21 protein-coding genes are annotated in these 18577 nt (G+C 53.4%); 13 read left to right on the top strand and 8 right to left on the bottom strand.

Going from position 1 to position 18577, the window contains the following annotated elements:
• Nucleotides 1-41: 41 nt before the first annotated feature.
• Nucleotides 42-1568, bottom strand: coding sequence for a KAP family P-loop NTPase fold protein (locus ACMGGE_RS16510; RefSeq protein WP_420293970.1), 1527 nt, complete (start codon nt 1566-1568; stop codon nt 42-44).
• Between the two features lie 436 nt (nt 1569-2004).
• Between ACMGGE_RS16510 and ACMGGE_RS16505 the strand changes: the two genes are divergently transcribed.
• The 5 genes from ACMGGE_RS16505 to ACMGGE_RS16485 all read left to right on the top strand — a co-directional run bounded on the left by ACMGGE_RS16505 (nt 2005) and on the right by ACMGGE_RS16485 (nt 5009).
• A complete protein-coding gene (locus ACMGGE_RS16505; RefSeq protein WP_420293969.1) occupies nt 2005-2460 on the top strand; it encodes a hypothetical protein in 456 nt (151 codons plus the stop codon).
• Between the two features lie 233 nt (nt 2461-2693).
• Complete coding sequence (locus ACMGGE_RS16500; RefSeq protein WP_008500140.1) at nt 2694-3146, top strand: DUF1198 domain-containing protein; 453 nt, start codon at nt 2694-2696, stop codon at nt 3144-3146.
• A 102-nt stretch (nt 3147-3248) separates the two neighbouring features.
• On the top strand, nt 3249-4439 hold the full coding sequence (nepI, locus tag ACMGGE_RS16495) for a purine ribonucleoside efflux pump NepI (RefSeq protein ID WP_420293968.1): 1191 nt from the start codon (nt 3249-3251) through the stop codon (nt 4437-4439).
• A 56-nt stretch (nt 4440-4495) separates the two neighbouring features.
• On the top strand, nt 4496-4768 hold the full coding sequence (locus ACMGGE_RS16490; RefSeq protein WP_041911702.1) for a type II toxin-antitoxin system Phd/YefM family antitoxin: 273 nt from the start codon (nt 4496-4498) through the stop codon (nt 4766-4768).
• A complete protein-coding gene (locus ACMGGE_RS16485; RefSeq protein WP_041911701.1) occupies nt 4743-5009 on the top strand; it encodes a Txe/YoeB family addiction module toxin in 267 nt (88 codons plus the stop codon). The genes ACMGGE_RS16490 and ACMGGE_RS16485 overlap by 26 nt, the downstream gene beginning before the upstream one ends.
• A 1-nt stretch (nt 5010) precedes the next feature.
• Here the strand turns inward: ACMGGE_RS16485 and ACMGGE_RS16480 are convergent, their stop codons facing one another.
• The 6 genes from ACMGGE_RS16480 to ACMGGE_RS16455 form a co-directional block, all read right to left on the bottom strand.
• Nucleotides 5011-5916, bottom strand: a complete 906-nt coding sequence (locus tag ACMGGE_RS16480) for an EamA family transporter (protein ID WP_008500138.1) — start codon at nt 5914-5916, stop codon at nt 5011-5013.
• Between the two features lie 134 nt (nt 5917-6050).
• Nucleotides 6051-7430 (bottom strand): carbohydrate porin, encoded by a 1380-nt coding sequence (locus ACMGGE_RS16475; RefSeq protein ID WP_420293967.1) that lies wholly within the window; start codon nt 7428-7430, stop codon nt 6051-6053.
• A gap of 138 nt (nt 7431-7568) precedes the next feature.
• Complete coding sequence (locus tag ACMGGE_RS16470; RefSeq protein ID WP_420293966.1) at nt 7569-7871, bottom strand: PTS lactose/cellobiose transporter subunit IIA; 303 nt, start codon at nt 7869-7871, stop codon at nt 7569-7571.
• Nucleotides 7872-7876: 5 nt separating this feature from the next.
• Complete coding sequence (locus ACMGGE_RS16465) at nt 7877-9253, bottom strand: glycoside hydrolase family 1 protein (RefSeq protein ID WP_420293965.1); 1377 nt, start codon at nt 9251-9253, stop codon at nt 7877-7879.
• Between the two features lie 17 nt (nt 9254-9270).
• On the bottom strand, nt 9271-10599 hold the full coding sequence (locus ACMGGE_RS16460) for a PTS sugar transporter subunit IIC (RefSeq protein WP_048226755.1): 1329 nt from the start codon (nt 10597-10599) through the stop codon (nt 9271-9273).
• A gap of 11 nt (nt 10600-10610) precedes the next feature.
• Nucleotides 10611-10925 carry a PTS sugar transporter subunit IIB gene (locus ACMGGE_RS16455; protein ID WP_008500132.1) on the bottom strand — a complete coding sequence of 105 codons (315 nt, stop codon included), beginning with the start codon at nt 10923-10925 and terminating at the stop codon, nt 10611-10613.
• A 293-nt stretch (nt 10926-11218) separates the two neighbouring features.
• On the opposite strand from ACMGGE_RS16455, the gene ACMGGE_RS16450 reads away from it, so the two are divergent.
• Nucleotides 11219-12169, top strand: coding sequence for a LacI family DNA-binding transcriptional regulator (locus ACMGGE_RS16450; RefSeq protein ID WP_008500131.1), 951 nt, complete (start codon nt 11219-11221; stop codon nt 12167-12169).
• A gap of 50 nt (nt 12170-12219) precedes the next feature.
• Here the strand turns inward: ACMGGE_RS16450 and ACMGGE_RS16445 are convergent, their stop codons facing one another.
• Entirely contained in the window at nt 12220-12516 is a 297-nt protein-coding gene (locus tag ACMGGE_RS16445) for a YicS family protein (RefSeq protein ID WP_032654360.1), read from the bottom strand.
• A gap of 141 nt (nt 12517-12657) precedes the next feature.
• Between ACMGGE_RS16445 and ACMGGE_RS16440 the strand changes: the two genes are divergently transcribed.
• From ACMGGE_RS16440 to ACMGGE_RS16410, 7 genes are all read left to right on the top strand, one after another.
• Nucleotides 12658-13077, top strand: a complete 420-nt coding sequence (locus tag ACMGGE_RS16440; RefSeq protein WP_048030347.1) for a GNAT family N-acetyltransferase — start codon at nt 12658-12660, stop codon at nt 13075-13077.
• 129 nt (nt 13078-13206) lie between these two features.
• Nucleotides 13207-13473 carry an antitoxin gene (locus tag ACMGGE_RS16435; protein WP_111967631.1) on the top strand — a complete coding sequence of 89 codons (267 nt, stop codon included), beginning with the start codon at nt 13207-13209 and terminating at the stop codon, nt 13471-13473.
• Nucleotides 13470-13868, top strand: coding sequence for a type II toxin-antitoxin system VapC family toxin (locus tag ACMGGE_RS16430; protein WP_111967632.1), 399 nt, complete (start codon nt 13470-13472; stop codon nt 13866-13868). Before ACMGGE_RS16435 ends, ACMGGE_RS16430 begins: the two co-directional genes overlap by 4 nt.
• Nucleotides 13869-14007: 139 nt before the next feature.
• The gene (gene nlpA, locus ACMGGE_RS16425; RefSeq protein WP_008500128.1) at nt 14008-14808 is read left to right on the top strand and encodes a lipoprotein NlpA; all 801 of its coding nucleotides are present in this window, start codon (nt 14008-14010) and stop codon (nt 14806-14808) included.
• A gap of 123 nt (nt 14809-14931) precedes the next feature.
• Nucleotides 14932-15711, top strand: a complete 780-nt coding sequence (locus tag ACMGGE_RS16420; protein ID WP_045907939.1) for an MBL fold metallo-hydrolase — start codon at nt 14932-14934, stop codon at nt 15709-15711.
• A 26-nt stretch (nt 15712-15737) separates the two neighbouring features.
• Nucleotides 15738-16691 (top strand): GlxA family transcriptional regulator, encoded by a 954-nt coding sequence (locus ACMGGE_RS16415; RefSeq protein WP_090393085.1) that lies wholly within the window; start codon nt 15738-15740, stop codon nt 16689-16691.
• A gap of 182 nt (nt 16692-16873) precedes the next feature.
• Nucleotides 16874-18571: a ShlB/FhaC/HecB family hemolysin secretion/activation protein gene (locus ACMGGE_RS16410; protein ID WP_420294191.1), complete on the top strand. Its 1698-nt coding sequence runs from the start codon at nt 16874-16876 to the stop codon at nt 18569-18571.
• Nucleotides 18572-18577: the final 6 nt, after the last annotated feature.

The following is an 18577-nucleotide window of genomic DNA, read 5'->3' as shown; positions in this document are numbered from 1 at the left end:
GATGCCGGGCTTTTTTTATTTTTAGACTAGAAAGACTTCATCTACTCTATTAACATCGCTAACTCACATAAGTCGTGGTAATCTTTTAATGTAATAGGGTTTTCTTCATAATATTTAGCAAAGTAAATGTCAGTTGCCTGATTTATCTTATATTGATTCCCATAAGTATAATATGTTTCCTTTTCAATTTTTTCGTAATCATTCGGAGAATTATAAATATCTCTAAGTAGTTTTTCTTTCTTATTTCGATGATTGTGAACATTACCAAATTGCTGCCTTATTATTATAATTAAATTTAGTGGGTTTATTTTTTCTGAAAATATAAATTCATGAATTGGATGATTATTTAAAGATGATGATCTCAGGGATATATCTTCCGTCGATGTTTGAACAGTAAGATTTGATAAGGGTTTGAACACTTTGCTAATAGGGTCCTTGGAATTGTCTGAAAATAAATCAACCCCAGACAACATTTTTTTATAATATGATTCATGGCGTGTATATATAGCTAGTAAAAATGAAAGGAATACCAATTCAATATTTTTATTTGTATGACTATATATTGATTCAAGTCTTTCAAGCCATAAGTTTGCTGTTCTCAAATCCATAGAAAACCCATCTGCGATATTAGTTAAAACATCTATTACAACAGTTATCTTAGGGTTGTGTTTGTCATGAATTATTAAGTCGCAATTCTGAATGGTTTTGTTAAATGCAATTGAGTCTTTTACTTTTTTCTCAATGAAATCAAATAAACTCCTCTTTTTCAATGTTACAGATCGCATAAAAAACCTATCGAGATATCTTCTGGCATCAAAGCCAGATCCATATACAGAACAAATCGAGTGAATTAGTTGTTCTTTGTCGGTTGCAATAACAAACACAACATTTCTAATGTCAAATAGATGCTTTATTGTTTCAAGCATATCAATCGCATAATTCGGTCGGCAGCGATCTAATTCATCAATGAAAATGAAGAGCGGGTATGCATACTTGCCTTCATTTGTATCAATTACAGCCTCGAGCCACTCATGAATAGAAAGTTTGAAATTTTCGGCTGAAGAGTTTGCTTGCTCATGGGATTTTAGTAATTCATCTACTATTTTTGAACCAAGATCAGCTTCAGAGTCGAGATCTAGATCCGCAGTATCAATTCCAAGTTTGTTTTTAATAAAACACTTAGTTACTTCTGGCGCAATTGATTTCATCAATCGCCATGTGCCTTTAATTACATTGTTTTCTAAAATAGAGAGTTCTGTTTTAGTTGTTAGCGCTGATTTAATCTCTGAAACAACTGTCAGGAAAGGATCCCCAGAGTGATCATTTTTCCATGCATCAATATAAACTGTCGGATAAGTATTGGATATTTCATGCATCCATCTACGTATAAACCATGTTTTTCCTGCCCCCCATTGTGCGTCTAAGTTTAAAACATAATTACCATTTGTTCCTTTATCTACTAAAAAAGATGTTAAGAATCGAGCATATTCACTACGTTCGAGAGTGTCAGGTGGTAAGTCTTCAACTTTATCAGACCAATTAAAAGGTAGTTCTAAATGCTTTGTCATTTTTCTATCCTGTGTATTGACTTAAACAAATAAAAATAAACCTAAAAGAATTTCATGCTATGTTGGTGATGAATTTCAAACAATATATATCTTTTTTATATATTGTCTCAAGATTTTGGAAGCCACTTCGTAAAAATGAAATTGCTTCACCTGTCATTAGCTAAATCCCTTTACCAACTCTTTCTCAAGGCATAAATTGCCCTCGTTGCAGCAAACCTGCAACCGGGCGTAGGAACCTGAATAAATGCACAAAATGACATTTTTTTGTCAGGGCAGTGCACATCTGGATAGAATCATGGTGGCGCTGACGGAGCAGCCGACAGGCTGGCCGGTTTCTTTGTGCATCGGTACTTCCTACCTTCGTCAGCGTCACCACCCTCGGGCGTAGGAACCCAGGTGGTGATAATTCCCTAAAATTGCGCAAAGAGGCTGCCTTATGGCTACTATCCCAACCCTTACTTTCCCAGAACATCACGACGAATTTATCTATCAGCTAATCTCTCATCCGCTTCCCTCTAACGCAGATCTTTTTGATGTTGCAGATTTCAGCGCTGCGTTTGCGAGCGTGCTTGTTGAAACGGACGATGCCGCAGAACGTAATGCCTTATGTGGACGCTTACTAAATGCGCTTATGCATATGGAAAAGCTTTGCGAAAATGATCTGCCAGTGCATTTAATCGACAAGCTTTCTGCGGAAGAATTACCCGCTTCCACTATGCCTGATTGCTGGCAGGAAACGGATATTCCGGTTTCTTATGCAATAGCTCTTACACAGGCTCTGCTAGGTAACAACCTGCCTGACCCAGTAGAAAAAGCACTGACAGGGCTTTTGCATGACCTGGTTTACCTGTTGGCTGAATATGTGAAAGAACCATATCTTCCTCTGCATTAACCATTCTGGTCATCCCGTTGTTGAGCGGCAGGCTTTACACCTGCCGCTGGCTCACATCCAGCAAAAGCCAACCCTCAGCCACCTTTGCACCGTATTAAGGTGTGTTCATTCAGCGTGTGCAAATCCGCTTTCATAGCGATTTTCCACCTCTTTTCCGTTCACTATTATGTTTATGCCTGCTGTCGACGCGGTGCGTTTCCCGCTATGATGAGCGGCTAGTCAAAGGAGAACGCATGGTCTGGATAATGCTGGCAACGCTTGCCGTGGTGTTTGTGGTGGGATTTCGCGTCCTGACCTCAGATTCCCGCCGCGCCATCAAACGTTTAAGCGAGCGTCTGGGCATCACCCCGATGCCGGTCGAGTCGATGATCGATCAGTTCGGTAAAACGCCGGGCAATGAGTTTATCCGCTACCTTGAGCGCCCCGACGAGGCGCATTTGCAAAACGCCGCACAGGTGCTGCTGATCTGGCAGGTCTGCATTGTCGACGGCAGTGAAGAGAACCTGCACACGTGGCACCGCCTGCTGCGTAAAGCCCGCCTGGCCGCGCCGATCACCGATGCGCAAATTCGTCTGGCGCTCGGCTTTATGCGCGAGATGGAGCCCGATCCGCAGGAGCTGAACGCCTTCCAGCTGCGCTATAACCAGCTCTTCCTGCCGGAAGAGGGCGTGTTTTACCTGCACTGATCTCCTCTAAAAACCACAAAAGTTGTCTAAACGTTAAATTCGTCACACTTTTGATGATAAACTGCGCGACTTTTCCGCACGTTTTTATCTTCAGGTGACGCCATGACAGAACATATCCAGCCCTCGACCAGACCGCAGACCAGCGAAGTTTCACGCCCCAACTGGTCGGCCGTTTTCGCCGTGGCATTCTGCGTCGCCTGCCTGATTACCGTTGAGTTTCTGCCGGTGAGCCTGCTGACGCCGATGGCGCAGGATCTGGGCATTTCCGAAGGCGTGGCGGGGCAGTCCGTTACCGTCACCGCCTTTGTGGCGATGTTTGCCAGTCTGTTTATCACCCAGGTGATTGGCGCCATCGACCGCCGCAAAGTGGTCATTCTGTTCAGCGTACTGCTGACGCTCTCCTGCCTGCTGGTCTCCTTCGCGGAAAGCTTTACCCTGCTGCTGCTGGGGCGCGCCTGTCTGGGGCTGGGGCTCGGCGGCTTCTGGGCGATGTCCGCCTCGCTGACCATGCGCCTGGTGCCTGCGCGCACCGTGCCGAAAGCGCTGTCCGTCATCTTTGGTGCGGTCTCTATCGCACTGGTGATTGCCGCGCCGCTGGGCAGCTTCCTCGGCGGGATTATCGGCTGGCGTAACGTCTTCAACGCGGCGGCAGTGATGGGCCTGCTCTGCGTTATCTGGGTGTGGAAGGCGCTGCCGTCCCTGCCGGGCGAAGCGGCGCACCACAAGCAGAACATGTTCAGCCTGCTGAAGCGCCCCGGCGTGCTGGCGGGGATGACCGCGATCTTTATGTCCTTTGCCGGGCAGTTTGCCTTCTTCACCTATATTCGCCCGGTGTATATGACCATGGCGGGCTTTGACGTCGACGGCCTGACGCTGGTGCTCCTGAGCTTCGGTATTGCCAGCTTTGTCGGCACCTCTCTGTCGTCCCAGTTCCTTAAGCGCTCCCTGAAGGTGGCGCTGGCGGGGGCGCCGCTGGTGCTGGCAGTGAGCGCCACGGTGCTGGTGCTGTGGGGCAGCGATAAGTGGGTCGCGTCTGCGATTGCGATTATCTGGGGCTTTGCCTTTGCGCTGGTGCCGGTGGGCTGGTCGACGTGGATCACCCGCTCGCTCGCCGATCAGGCGGAAAAAGCCGGGTCGATTCAGGTGGCGGTGATCCAGCTGGCAAACACCTGCGGCGCGGCGATTGGCGGCGTGGCGCTCGACCACCTGGGGCTGACGTCACCGCTGGTGATTTCCGGCACGCTGATGCTGTTGACCGCGCTGCTGGTGGCGGGCAAGGTTAAAGCACGTTGATTGATAAATAGTCACTTCATCGATATACTTGTACCGTAACTTGTACAGGAGGGAATATGCAGGTTGTGACGTTTACCGAAGCACGAAGCCGACTCAAAGATGTGTTGGACGACGTGAATGACAACGTGGAGACAACCATCATCAGCCGCCGAAACGGGGGTGATGCGGTGGTTATGTCTCTGCAGCACTACAACTCGATGATGGAAACCATCCATCTGATGAGTTCGCCTGCTAACGCCAGCCGACTGATGGAGTCAATCGCACAGGCAAATACCGGAAAAACCACGCAGAGGGATCTGATTGATGACCAGGCTACTGATTTGGACTGATAACGGCTGGGATGATTACCTGTGGTGGCAGGAGCAGGACAAGAAAACGCTTCGCAGAATCAATAAATTGATTGAAGATGCGAAGCGTCAACCCTTCGATGGCCTGGGTAAGCCGGAACCCCTTAAAGGTAACCTTTCCGGATACTGGTCCCGTCGAATCAATGATACTGACCGTCTGGTTTACGGGGTGTCAGATAGCGCTCTTACTATTTTAATGTGCCGCTATCACTATTATTCGTAGATCACGCCGATGTCCTCACCCGTCTTCTTGAATCCATCGAAATCAGCACCACCGACGACACGATTAGCAGCGTCCCCAGCCAGTCCGGCAGGGTAAACGCCACGCCCAGCAACATCACCGACAGCAACGCGCTGCTCAGCGGCTCGGCGCAACTCAGAATGCTCGCCTTTGGCCCGCCGATCATCTGTGCGCCTTTCAGATACAGGCTGAACGTCAGCGCGGTGCCGATCACAACCAGATAGAAAAACGCCAGCAGCAGGCTGCCGTCAATGACGAAGGTCGTCCCGCGCCCGGCGTAGAACGGCGTCAGCATTAACCCGGCAATCAACATACTCCAGCCGACAATCGGCAATGTGCCGTAGCGGGCAATCAGCGTTGACGGATAGGTGGTGTAAAACGCCGCGGCAAACGCCGAGGCGATGCCGAAGAACAGCGCGGCTGGCGAGATGGAGAGCGAGGTTGGGTCGCCGTGGGTCACCAGCAGGAACGTCCCGACAAGCGAGGTCACAATTGCGGACAGAACAAACACGCCGGGGCGCGTTTTCCGCGCCAGCGCAAACCACGCCACGATAATGGTTGGCGACAGAAACTGCAGCACGGTGGCGGTAGCGGCGTTGGATTTTTCAATCGTCAGCAGGAAGGTGAGCTGCACGGTGAGCGCGCCGACCAGCGAGAAAAACAGCAGGCTGAGGGCGTCTTTGCGATGCTTGATGACCGAGAAAATCTTGTCGCCGTGAACGAAGGAGAGCGTCAGGAGGATCACGCCGGTAAACAGCAGGCGAACCATGGTCAGGTAAGGCGAAGAAATGTGGCTTTTCTCCATGATGTACTGCGCGCAAACGCCGGAACTGCCCCATAAAACGGCGGCGATCAGGACGTTCAGCATCCCTTTACGTGTGGAACCCATTTTCTCCCCTGCTATGTTGATTTTTTTCTAGCATAACATGGGATCTTGCCGGGTGGCGCTGCGCTTACCCGGCCTACAAAACCTTGTAGGCCCGTGCAAGCGCAGCGCCGCCGGGCGAAACAAACGACGCTCTACTAGAACCACGCCTCCCACATCGCGCCGACGTTGAAGTCGTCGAGCGTCTCGTCTTTGGTGTTGTTCACGCGCGCGGTGCGTGCGTTATCCACTTTGCCGCCGGTCACGTAGAAGCGCAGCATCGGACGGAACTCTGGCCCCATGGCGATAGACATGTTCTGCGACAGGGTCAGCTTCCAGCCCTTGTTGTCGCCGCCGTTATCGTAGTCAACGTGCTGCCAGCCTGCTTCCAGCCAGGTGGAGTGAACGTCGTTCCACCAGTGCATCGGGCGCACGATGGCGTTGTAGTTCTTACGGTTGTCGGTCTTATCGCGGCTGTTGTCATAGTCGTGGAAGGCGAGGATGTACTCCACCTGCGTCGCCTGGGTGAATTTATACAGCCCTTCGAAGCTGGCGTAGACCGTGGTCAGATCCTCGGTTTTGTTGAACACGCTGTTGTCCGCGTTATCGGAGTAGCGGGCGATCACCTTGTTCACGCCGCTGTCGTTGGTGTGGCTCAGCACCACGCCGCCCTGCCAGGCGTTCAGACGCTCGTCGCTCTCCACCGCTTTCGAGTCAAAGCCGTAGTTGGCGTACAACTCCATATCCAGCGGACCGAGCTTCATGCCGTGGATTTTAGACGTCGCGGCGTAGTTGCCTTTGTCGCCCGTACCGGAACCGCCGGTACAGGTGATGCGCGACGGGTTCGCTTCGTCTTCCATCACTTCCGGGCTACAGGATTCCACCGCCGCCACGGCGGCGACGTCAAACTGCACGCCGCCGATGTCGAAGTTCTTCACCCCGGCGCCCTGGCCGTCGTGGTTCATCCAGAAGTAATCGTTGATGCCCTGCTGCGGACGCTGGTGGAAGTCACGACCGGCCCAGAAGTAGGCGTTCGGGTTGGAGGCCATAATATTGGTCACCCCGGCATAGGCCTTTTTCAGGTTAACTTCGTCGCCCCAGTGGTCGATCATCACGTTGATGTCCCAGATGGCGCCGTTTTCGCCCTTGAAGGCTTTAGAGAGCTGGAACTCGCCGCCGTTGCCTTCGTTACCCAGACGACCAATCGCGGACGCGCCGTTGTAGGAGCCATCGACAGCCACGTATTTCTGATCGGCGGCCTGGAAGTGCGCGCCGTAGCGGGCGTAGCCGGTAAATTTAATCCCGAACGGAATCGCCATGTCCGGGGATTGCGCCGCGCTTTGCGGCTCGGTCACCACGTCCGCTTTTTTCGCGACGGCGGCATCCATTTTTGCCTGGCGCTCGGCCAGGGCTTTATCCACCGCTTTCGCCACAATGGCGTCGATTTGCTCCTGGGTGAATTCTTGTGCGAGCACGGAAATTGGGCAAAGCGCGGCGATAACCGCCATGGTTAATGGAAGTTTTTTAATCGTATTCATGGTTATCTCAATATAGTTTAATTTTATTCAGACAATAACCATCCCGCTCCGATCTGACAGAATATGTCGCTATCATCAGAACAAGTGGATTTCTAGTTTTAGGTACAGAGGTATCACATTAATTTATTTCGCCATAGACTATCTCTGATATAAATGAATAATTTCTTCAGACAATTCACGCGCTAATAGCGAATTCATTAAATGATCCTGCGCGTGCACCATAATTAAGGTCATCGGCTGGCGAGCTTCACCCGCGTCCTGCTCGATCAGTTTGGTCTGCATCTTGTGCGCCTGGCGCGCATAGCCGTCGGCTTCGCGCAGCAGGCTTTTGGCTTCGTCAATGTTGCCCTGGCGCGCCGCGTGCAGCGCCTCAAGGCACAGGCTGCGGGACTGGCCAGCATTGACGATAATTTCCATAACGGCTTCTTCTAATGCGATCATTATCATTACTCTTTTTCAAAACTATTATTTAAGGCGGTGGTGGCAAACCACTCTCCGCTTTTCTTAATGGTGCGCTGCTGCGTCTCCAGATCGAGCTGGATAAATCCGTAGCGATTTTTATAGGCATTGCACCACGACCAGTTATCGATAAATGTCCACATATGGTAGCCAAGACAATTACACCCTTTGCTAATGCCTTTATGCAGCCAGGTTAAATGCTCAGAAATAAACTCAATGCGGTATTGATCGTTAATCTGGCCATTTTCAATAAAGCGCTGCTCGTTTTCGACGCCCATCCCGTTTTCAGAAATAAAGCAGCGGGGGTTACCGTAATTGTCGCGCAGGTTAATCAGAATATCGTAGATACCTGGCGCGTAGATTTCCCAGCCGCGGTAAGGGTTCATCTTGCGGCCCGGCATCTCGTAGCTATCAAAGAACCATTCCGGCATAAACGGCGCCTGCGGGTTCACCGCGCTGTCGCGGCACTTCACGCGACGCGGCTGATAGTAGTTAATGCCGAGCAGGTCGATTTTCCCTTCCGCAATCAGGAAACCGTCTTCCGGCTTGCAGGCGGGCAGCTGGTCGTAAGATTTCAGCAGCGCCACCAGATCCGCCGGATACTCCCCGCGCAGCACCGGGTCGAGGAAGCTGCGGTTAAACATCAGATCCGCAACGTGCGCCGCCTTCACGTCAGCCGGGTTTTGCGAGCGCGGATACGACGGCGTCAGGTTCAGCACGATGCCGATCTCCCCCGCGTAATGCCCGGCGCGGTAAGCCTGAACTGCCTTCGCATGCGCCAGCACCGTGTGATACGCCACGGTGGCCGCCCGGCGGAAATCCACCACGTTCGGATAGTGGAAGTCGTACAGATAACCGCCTTCCACCGGCACGATCGGCTCGTTGAAGGTAAACCAGTGCAGCACGCGGTCGCCGAACAGCTCGAAGCAAATCTGCGCATAGCGGGCGTACGCGTCCACCACGTCACGGTTTTCCCAGCCGCCTATCTCCTGCATCGCCATCGGCATGTCGAAATGGAACAGGGTGATGAACGGCGTGATGCCATGTTCATTCAGCTCATCAATGACCTGATGATAAAAATCGACCGCGTCCGGGTTCACTTCACCGATACCGTCGGGGATCAGGCGCGCCCAGCTAATCGAGGTGCGAAAGCTGTTGTGGTTCAGCTGTTTCAACAGCTGAATGTCCGTTTTCCAGTGCTGATAAAACGTGGAGGTCTGCTGCGGCCCCACGCCGTTGTGAAAACGGTTCGGCTCGCGGGCAAACCAGTAATCCCACGTGGTTTCACCCTCTCTTGCCCCTTCCGTCTGGAGAGCGGAGCTTGCGCTGCCCCACCAGAAGTTATCGGGAAATGCGTATTTCATGACCCTTCCTCTTTGACTTAATTGCTTGTGGCTTCAGCGGCACCCACGGTTGCAGCCTGGGCTTTCTGCTCTTCGTTTTTCATCAGCGTACGTTCATAGGCGCGCAGGAACGGCAGGTACATCAGCGCCGACATCACCATGCAGACCAGGCACATTACCACCGGGCTCAGCGCCCAGTTCGCCGCCCACGAGGCGCCAATCGGTGCAGGGGTAGTCCACGGGGTTAACGAGACGACCTGCGCCAGCCAGCCGAGCTTGGTTGCACCGTACGCCAGGCAGGCGTTGACCAGCGGAACGCACACGAACGGGATAAACAGCATCGGGTTCATGATGATCGGCGCACCGAACAGAATCGGTTCGTTGATGTTAAAGAAGCTCGGCACCACGCCCATTTTGCCGATGGTGCGCAGGTGCGTAACGCGGCTGCGCAGCAGCAGGAACGCCAGCGGCAGGGTGGAACCGACGCCGCCAATCAGCAGATAGTGATCCCAGAAGCCCTGCAGGTAAACGTGCGGCAGCGCCGCGCCTGCGGCCAGTGCCGCCTGGTTTGCCGAGAGGTTGGCCATCCAGAACGGGTTCATGATGCCGGTAACAATCAGCGAGCCGTGGATACCGGCAAACCAGAAGATCTGGCACAGCAGCACGGAGAGCAGAATGGCGGGCAGGGAGTCAGACGCGGACACCAGCGGCTCCAGCAGGTGCATGATCGCCTGCGGGATAATCATCCCGGTCTGCGCTTCAATGAACAGGTTCAGCGGATGCAGCGTGCCGATCACCACCATCACCGGGATCAGGATCTCAAACGAACGCGCCACGCCGGTGGGCACTTCCTTCGGCAGGCGGATGGTGACGTTGTTCTGCTTCAGCCAGGCGTAGACGCGGGTGGCGTAGATCGCGGTAATCAGCGCGGTGAAGATGCCCTGGCCGGAGAGATACTGGGTCGAGATTTTGCCGTCGGCATACGGCGCGGCGACCAGCAGGAAGGCCATAAAGGCCAGCAGGCCGGACATCACCGGGTCGAGGTTAAACTGACGCCCCAGGCTCGCCCCAATCCCTACCGAGATGAAGAAGGTCATCACGCCCATGCTGAGGTTAAACGGCAGCATCAGCTGTTCGCGGTAGGTCTGGGAGAAATCCAGCCAGCCGCGGGCGAAGCTGTTGGTGGTATCCGCCGAAAACGGCGGGAAGATGAACACCAGCATAAACGAGCCGATGATCATAAACGGCAGCGCGGCGGTAAAGCCGTCGCGGATGGCAATCACATACTTTTGCTGACCGAGCTTCGCGGCCAGCGGGGTGATTGACTGCTCAATTACCGCGACCATGGATTGATATAACGAACTCATGTGAACACCTTTTAGTGTGCCGCTTCGATGAGCGACAGAGCAAAGTCCAGTACTTTATCGCCACGCTGCATGCCGTAGTCCATCATGTCGATGGGCTGCACCGGAATGCCATGCGTCGCCGCCTTGTCTGAGAGTGTCTGTAACATGTATTTCACTTGCGGTCCGAGAAGTACCACCTGGTATTGCGGAAACTGCGTATCAAATTCGGAAACACCGTACGCATCAATCTTCACCGGCAAACCACGTTCTTTCGCGACATCGACCATTTTGCTGACCAACAGGCTGGTGGACATCCCGGCAGAGCAGCACAGCATAATCTTGAACATCGACAACCATCCTCTAAATGTAAAAAGTTATTGCGAGGATGATTGGACATGATACGGAAACCGGTTTCCATTCATAAAAGACAGAACTGTGACAACCATCAAGATCCAATACTTATGAGGCTAATTAACCGGATGTAGGTCACATAATTTGGCTGTTTTGACATCATTTTGAGTGGAAACGGAAAATCGGTTTCCATGGAAAACGGAAACGGATATACTCCGTTCTGGCTATAATGTGAGCCGAAGCGGTCATGGAATTTGCAGGCGCGAGGTAAGCCTGCCAGGGGAAAGAGATGTCGACAATCAATGATGTATCACGTCTTGCCGGGGTGTCTAAAGCCACGGTATCGCGAGTGTTGAGTGGGTCGCGTGGCGTAAAGGAAGCCAGCCGTCAGGCCGTACTGAAAGCGGTGGATGAGCTGAACTACCGGCCTAACGTGATTGCCCAGTCGCTGCTGAGCCAGTCGACGGGCTGTATCGGGGTCATTTGCGCGCAGGAAAATATTAACCAGACCACCGGTTATCTCTACGCGCTGGAAAAACAGCTCAGCCAGCATCAAAAACACCTGCTGCTGCGCTTCGCGCACAGTAAAGCGGAAGTGATGCACGCCCTTGAAGAACTCTCTCGCGGGCTTTGCGATGACATCCTGGTGATTGGCGCGCGTTTCCCGCTGGACGTCGATATGGACAACGTCATCCTGGTCGACTGCATGGAGTCTGATAATTCCAACAGCATTCAGTTCGATCACGCCTTTGCCGCCGAAACCGCCTGTAACTACCTGACCAGCCAGGGTCGACGGCAGATTGCCCTGATCCACCCGCACGGCAGCGGGTTTGCCGACCAGGTTCTGCTCGGCTACAAGCACGCGCTGGAGAAAAATTTCCTGCCCTTTAATCGCAACCTTGTGTTCATGGACGCGACTTCCTCGTCCGTTGCGCTACAGGAGCTACTGAATAACGCCAGCACGCTGAACTTCAACGCACTGCTGGTGGCGGACGAGCAGGAAGCCCAGCGGGTGATCCCGCAGCTGCAGGCGTTTAATAAATCCGTGCCGGACGACATTATGGTCTTTAGCCTGGCCGGATCGCTGCACCTGCCGGGTATTCCGGTGATCCCGGCGATTGAATATTCAATGGATGCCATGGCGGCGCGTATCGTGAGCTGGCTGACGGAGAAAACGCAGATGCTGGGCTCGTATGTGCTGCGCGGGGATTTAATTATTCCGGATGTGCGTAAGCGTTAAAAATATTTTGTAGGCCGGGTAAGGCGCAGCCGCCACCCGGCAAGCAGCATTCAATAATCTTCCATACAATCCACCTGACCAACCGCCGCCCAGTAGGCGTCCAGGTTGTCGCGCTTCACGGCGGTAACGGCATTTTTGATCAGCAGCTGATTGGCCTCTGACGACAAAATCATCGCCTGCCAGGCCTTATCGCTCTGCTTTTTCTGTGGCGTACAGGTTTTCTTTATATCTTTCATGACCTGCTGCTTAATCTGCGCCTCTTTCGCCGGATCCTCCTTTTCCTGAGCATGGACAAACGCGGCGAAGAGCAGACAAACCAGCAGGCAGACCAGATGCGCAGCTTTCATCAACAACCCCCATTAGAAGTCACAGGCTTCCCATGAAATATATCGTTACATTCAGTGTAGCGACGCCAGCCGAAAGTATGAATTTTCTCCACGATGCGTGTGTGAGATAGTGAAACGGCACAGATAACAAGGAGAAAAAATATGCACCTGAGCATTACTGATAATGTTACGACGCAGGAGAAAGAGGAGTTACTGACGGGGCTGAGGGCTTTTAACGGAAAGTTTCTCGATCTAACAAATTTTAGCGGCGACGTTGGCGTTTACGTGCGGGACGAAAACGGCACCATGCTCGGCGGGCTCATTGGGGTGCGCAAAGGCGACTGGCTGAATATTGATTACCTCTGGGTGAGCGATACCGTGCGCGGAACCGGCGTGGGCAGCCAGCTCATCAGAACAGCCGAAGAAGAAGCCAGGCGCAAAGGCTGCAAGCACGCGCTGGTCGATACCGCCAGCTTCCAGGCGCGTCCGTTCTATGAAAAGCAGGGGTACCAGCTGCAGATGTCTTTGCAGGATTATCCGTACCCGGGCATGCAGCGACATTACCTGGCGAAAGCCCTTTAAGCCCGTTTCTGTCATTATGCATTCTGCTATTTATTGCGAGCCGCTTTCCTAATTTAAAACGTGTTGCTTGTCTTCTTTTCGGGCCCTGGCGCATGCTTTGGCCTGGTCAAGTCATCCATGGAGATAGCAATGGAACGCACAGCAAAACTATTCAGAAAGGGTCAGAATCAGGCCGTTATGCTGCCTGCTGAATTCGCGTTTGATGCGGAGAGCGTCTACATCCGACGGGATGAGGAGGGGAATGTCGTTTTGGCGGCAAAACCTGTTCTAATAAAGAGCTGGGATAATTTTCTCCGCATGCTGGCAGAAACGGACGTACCAGATACGTTTTTGAGCAAGGAGGAACGCAATCAGAGTGTTACGACAAGAGACCCTCTGGATGGAGCATGCTCATGAGACATATGCTGGATACGAATATTGTGAGTCACTTGTTTAAACGACACCCGGAGGTTGTAAGCAGAATGACATGTCTGGCGCCGGGTGACGTTTGTATCCCAAGCATTACCGAAGCGGAATTGCTGTATGGTGCTGACAAGAAGAAAAGCAGTAGATTGAAAGAAACAATCCGGGAGTTTCTCAATACCATCACGATTTGCGACTGGGACAGCGACGCCGCAGCAACGTACGGTGAACTCCGTGCAACCCTGGAAAAGAAAGGGAAAGTGATGGGGGATCTCGATCAACTGATCGCTGCACATGCTATCAGTCGGGGAACAACGATTGTTACTAACGATCGTGCATTCAGAATGGTGCAGGAGCTTGCCGTCGAGGACTGGACGACAACGTTGTGATCCCTGATGCCCGGTGGTGCAACGTCACCCGGCCATACCCGCATATAACCGATCCTTCTTATTGATTCTTTTTCGGTTTTTATTTCCCCGCCTCGTTGTCGATATAGTCACTACAACATTCAGCAAAAGGAACTGTCTTGTGAAACGTCGATTGGGTGCTCTGGTACTGGCTGGCCTGCTGCTGGCAGGGTGCGATCAAAGTGGCAGCGATGCCAAACACATTAAAGTCGGCGTCATCAACGGCGCCGAACAGGACGTGGCGGAAGTCGCCAAAAAGGTGGCGAAAGAGAAATATGGCCTGGACGTGGAGCTGGTGGGCTTCAGCGGCTCGCTGTTGCCTAACGATGCCACCAACCAGGGGGAGCTGGATGCCAACGTCTTCCAGCATCGCCCGTTCCTTGCAGAGGATAACAAGGCGCATGGCTACAAGCTGGTGGCCGTGGCGAACACCTTTGTTTTCCCGATGGCTGGCTATTCCCGCAAAATCAAATCCGTGTCTGACCTGAAGGACGGCGCAACCATTGCCATTCCAAACGACCCGACCAACCTGGGACGCGCGCTGTTGCTGCTGCAAAAAGAGAAGCTCATCACCCTGAAGCCAGATACCGGGTTGCTGCCGACGGCGCTGGATATTACCGCCAACCCTAAGCAGCTGAAAATCATGGAGCTGGAAGGGGCGCAGCTGCCGCGCGTGCTGGACGACCCGAAAGTGGATGTCGCTATCATCAGCACCACCTATATTCAGCAAACCGGGCTGTCGCCGGTGCATGACAGCGTCTTTATCGAAGACAAAAATTCGCCGTACGTGAACATCGTGGTGACGCGCGAAGACAACAAAGACGCGGAGAACGTGAAGGAATTTATCCAGTCGTATCAGTCCCCTGAAGTAGCGAAAGCAGCGGAGACGATCTTTAACGGCGGGGCGGTGCCGGGCTGGTAAAAACACCCGCATAAAGCACGGTGACGTAAATTGGCCCGATTTCATCGGTAATCGCTCTTTAACCCACAGCGTGCCGCGCGACGGCTGGCTATCCTCCTTATCACACCAACCGGAGGATAGCCCATGAACATCACCCACATTCGCAACGCCACCCAGCTGATTACCTATGCCGGAAAACGTCTTTTAGTCGACCCGATGCTGGCCCCACAGGGCGCTTATCCGGGCTTCCCTGGCACAGCCCATGCCGAACGCCGCAACCCGACGGTCGAACTCCCCGTTGACGTCAACGCGCTGCTGGACGCCGACGCGGTGATCGTCACCCATACCCATGACGATCACTGGGATCGCGCCGCAGCGGAACTGATCGCCAAAGACAAACCGATCTACGTACAAAATGACCGCGACGCCGCGCTGCTGCGCAGCCAGGGGTTTAGCAACCTGACGGTCATGACCGACGAGACCACCTTTGGCGAGATTCGAATTGCGAAGACCCACGGCGGCCAGCACGGTACCGATCGCGCATACGCCGTGCCCGAACTGGCGGAGCGGCTGGGCGAGGCCTGTGGCGTGGTGCTGCGTCATCCTGATGAGAAGACGCTCTATATTGCCGGGGATACCGTCTGGCGTGACGAGGTGGCGGCCGATCTGCAAAAGCACCAGCCGGACGTGGTGGTGCTGAACGCCGGCTATGCCCACGTCATTGGTTTTGGGCCCATTATTATGGGGCAGGAGGATGTGCTCAACGTCCATTTCCTGCTGCCGCAGGCTAAAATTGTGGCGATCCATATGGAAGCCATTAACCACTGTCTGTTAACCCGCAGCGCGCTGCGGGAGTACGTTGAAGCCAACCAGGTGAGTGACGCAGTGAGCATTCCCCAGGATGGCGAAACCGTTATATTCTAAGTGTCTGAAAGGGAAAGGAGAGACAGATGTCGCTAATCAACGTCGCGATTGTCGCGGTAGACGGGTTCAGCCCGTTCCACTACTCCGTTCCCTGCATTCTGTTTGGCGACTCGGTCTCCGGAGAAAAGCGCTTTAACGTGACGATCTGCGCCGAAACGCCAGGATTTCTCACCTCAAAAGACGGATTTGCTCTCAACGCCACGCAGGATTTTACCGCCATTGGGCAGGCCGATATTGTTGTCGTTCCTTACTGGCAGCACGTTCTTGAACGCCCGCCGCAGTCGCTGCTCGACAGCCTGGTGCAGGCGAGAGACTACGGTGCGGAAATCGTCGGACTGTGTCTGGGGTCGTTTGTGCTGGCCTGGGCGGGGATCCTCGACGGCAAACGCGCGGCCACCCACTGGGAGTTCGAACGTCAGTTTCAGTCGCTCTTTCCGAACGTTCAGCTGGATATTAATGCCCTTTACGTGGATGACGGCAATATCATCACCTCCGCCGGTACTGCCGCAGCCCTCGACTGCTGCCTGTATATCATTCGCCAGCGCTTTGGCAGCGTGGTCGCTAACCAGATTGCCCGTCGAATGATTGTTCCGCCCCACCGCGAGGGCGGGCAGGCGCAGTTCATCGCCCAGCCGGTACCTAAAGATACCCGCGACGGACGCATTAACTGTCTGATCGACTACCTGCAGCAGCACATCACCGAACCGCATAGTCTGGACTCGCTGGCGGAGGTGGTCTCGATGAGCCGCCGCACCCTGACCCGTCATTTTATTAACGCGACGGGGATGAGCGTCACCGACTGGCTGACCGCCGAACGCCTGCGGCGCAGCCAGATCCTGTTGGAAGCCGGAAATATGCCCGTTGAGCGCGTGGCTGAGCTGGTGGGATTTAATTCCGCCGTCACCTGGCGACAGCAGTTTAAGGCGCGTTTTGGGGTTAGTCCGGCGGAGTGGCGAAAGACGTTTCGGCTTCATGCCTAGTGTATTACGGCTAACTCAAGATTTAAGGGTGAGTTAAATCCCTTCTTATTTTCTCTTAATACCCTTCTCACTCTTCTGAAATAACTATTAATTTTAGGAGCCCTAATTCAAATTTGATATACTCTCTTTAAGAAAACTCTTATATTACAAAAATAATCATTGCGGACATTTTTGTGGCATGGATGAATAGCGCCGAAATAAAAATTAGAATAATTTCATTAGTAAATTATGCTGTTGCTATCTTATTGTTTTCGCTTTTTTCAGCGAGGGTGAGTGCTGCACCTTTATCGCCGGCCGATCGCGATTCCATTCAACAGCAACAGCAGCAGCTTTTATTACAGAACCAGCAACAGCGTGAGGAACTGGAGCGCAGTATTCCTCGCCCTGCGCCCGCCAGACCGCTGCCTGTTACCGGCTCCGGGCCCTGTTTTACTATTCATACCATTACCCTTTCCGGTGCGACCTTAATCTCCCCGAAAAACCGGCAGGCCCTTGTCGCGCCGTGGCAGGGCCGCTGTCTGGATATGGCGAAAATAACAGAACTTCTCGCCCATATTTCTGACTGGTATATCAGCCGGGGATATATCACCAGCCGCGCTTTTCTTACCGAGCAGGATCTCTCCGGCGGTCAGCTGAATATTGTTGTGCTGGAAGGCAGACTGGAAGCGATCCGTCTGGAAGGCGAAACGCCGCGTATGCTGAAAATGGCGTTTCCGGGACGGGTGGGCGGCATCCTTAATTTACGCGATATTGAACAGGGCATGGAGCAAATTAACCGTTTGCGTACCGACCCGGTTCAGATTGAAATTCTTCCGGGAACGCAGGCCGGATATTCCATCGTTAATCTCACGGCAAAACCGGAATTTCCCTTAAGTGTATCCGTAAGCCTGGATAATAGCGGGCAGAAGAGTACCGGCGAAGATCAGCTGAGTGGCGTGCTCACCGCCAATAATATGCTGGGGCTGGCGGATAAATGGTTTGTCAGCGGCGGGCGCAGCAGCGATTTTGCCAGCGCGTACGATGCGCAGAATTTCCAGGCGGGCGTCAGCGTGCCGTTTGGCTACGGATTACTGGACTACAGCTACGCCTGGAGTAACTACCGGACCACCATCAGTAACCAGGGATTCAACTGGCTCTCCACGGGCGATACCAAAACCCACCGCGTTAACGCGTCCTGGGTGGTCTTCCGCAACGGGGAGGTGAAAACCGGCATTGCGGCTGGCGTGGTTCAGCGCTCCAGCCGCAACTGGCTCAACGACGCGCCGCTTCAGAGCAGCACGCGCAACCTCTCCAGCCTGATTCTGGGCATTACGCACACGCAAAAAATGCTGGGCGGCGTGGCGACCTTCAACCCGACCTGGAGCCACGGCATGCCGTGGTTCAATGCCGAAACCGACGAAGATAAGTCCGGGGATATGCCGCGCGCGGAATTCCGCAAATGGAGTCTGAACGCCAGCTTCCAGCGGCCGATTACCCGTAATGCCTGGTGGCTGACCAGCGCCTATGGTCAGTGGTCGCCCGATCGGCTGTACGGTTCCGAGCGCCTGACGCTCGGCGGCGAAAGCTCCGTGCGCGGTTTTAAAGAGCAGTACTTGTCCGGGGATAACGGCGGCTACTGGCGTAACGAGCTGGGGTATTCCCTCTTCACCCTTCCGGTGATTGGCGCGGTGAGCGCAACGGTCGCCGTTGACGGCGGCTGGCTGGAAAAAGACCGTCAGGACCGCTTTGCCTCCGGCACGTTATGGGGAGGCTCGGTGGGGCTGAGCAGCGCAGGGCGCTGGTACAGCAGCCAGATTTCGGTCGGCACGCCCCTGCACTACCCCGACTGGCTCGGCCCGGATCATGTGAGCGTTAACTGGCGCATTGCCTTCATGCTTTAAGAGACT

Source organism: Enterobacter sp. BNK-22 (assembly GCF_048684805.1).
GTDB lineage: Bacteria > Pseudomonadota > Gammaproteobacteria > Enterobacterales > Enterobacteriaceae > Enterobacter > Enterobacter quasiroggenkampii.
This window is presented reverse-complemented; position numbering and strand designations above follow the sequence as displayed.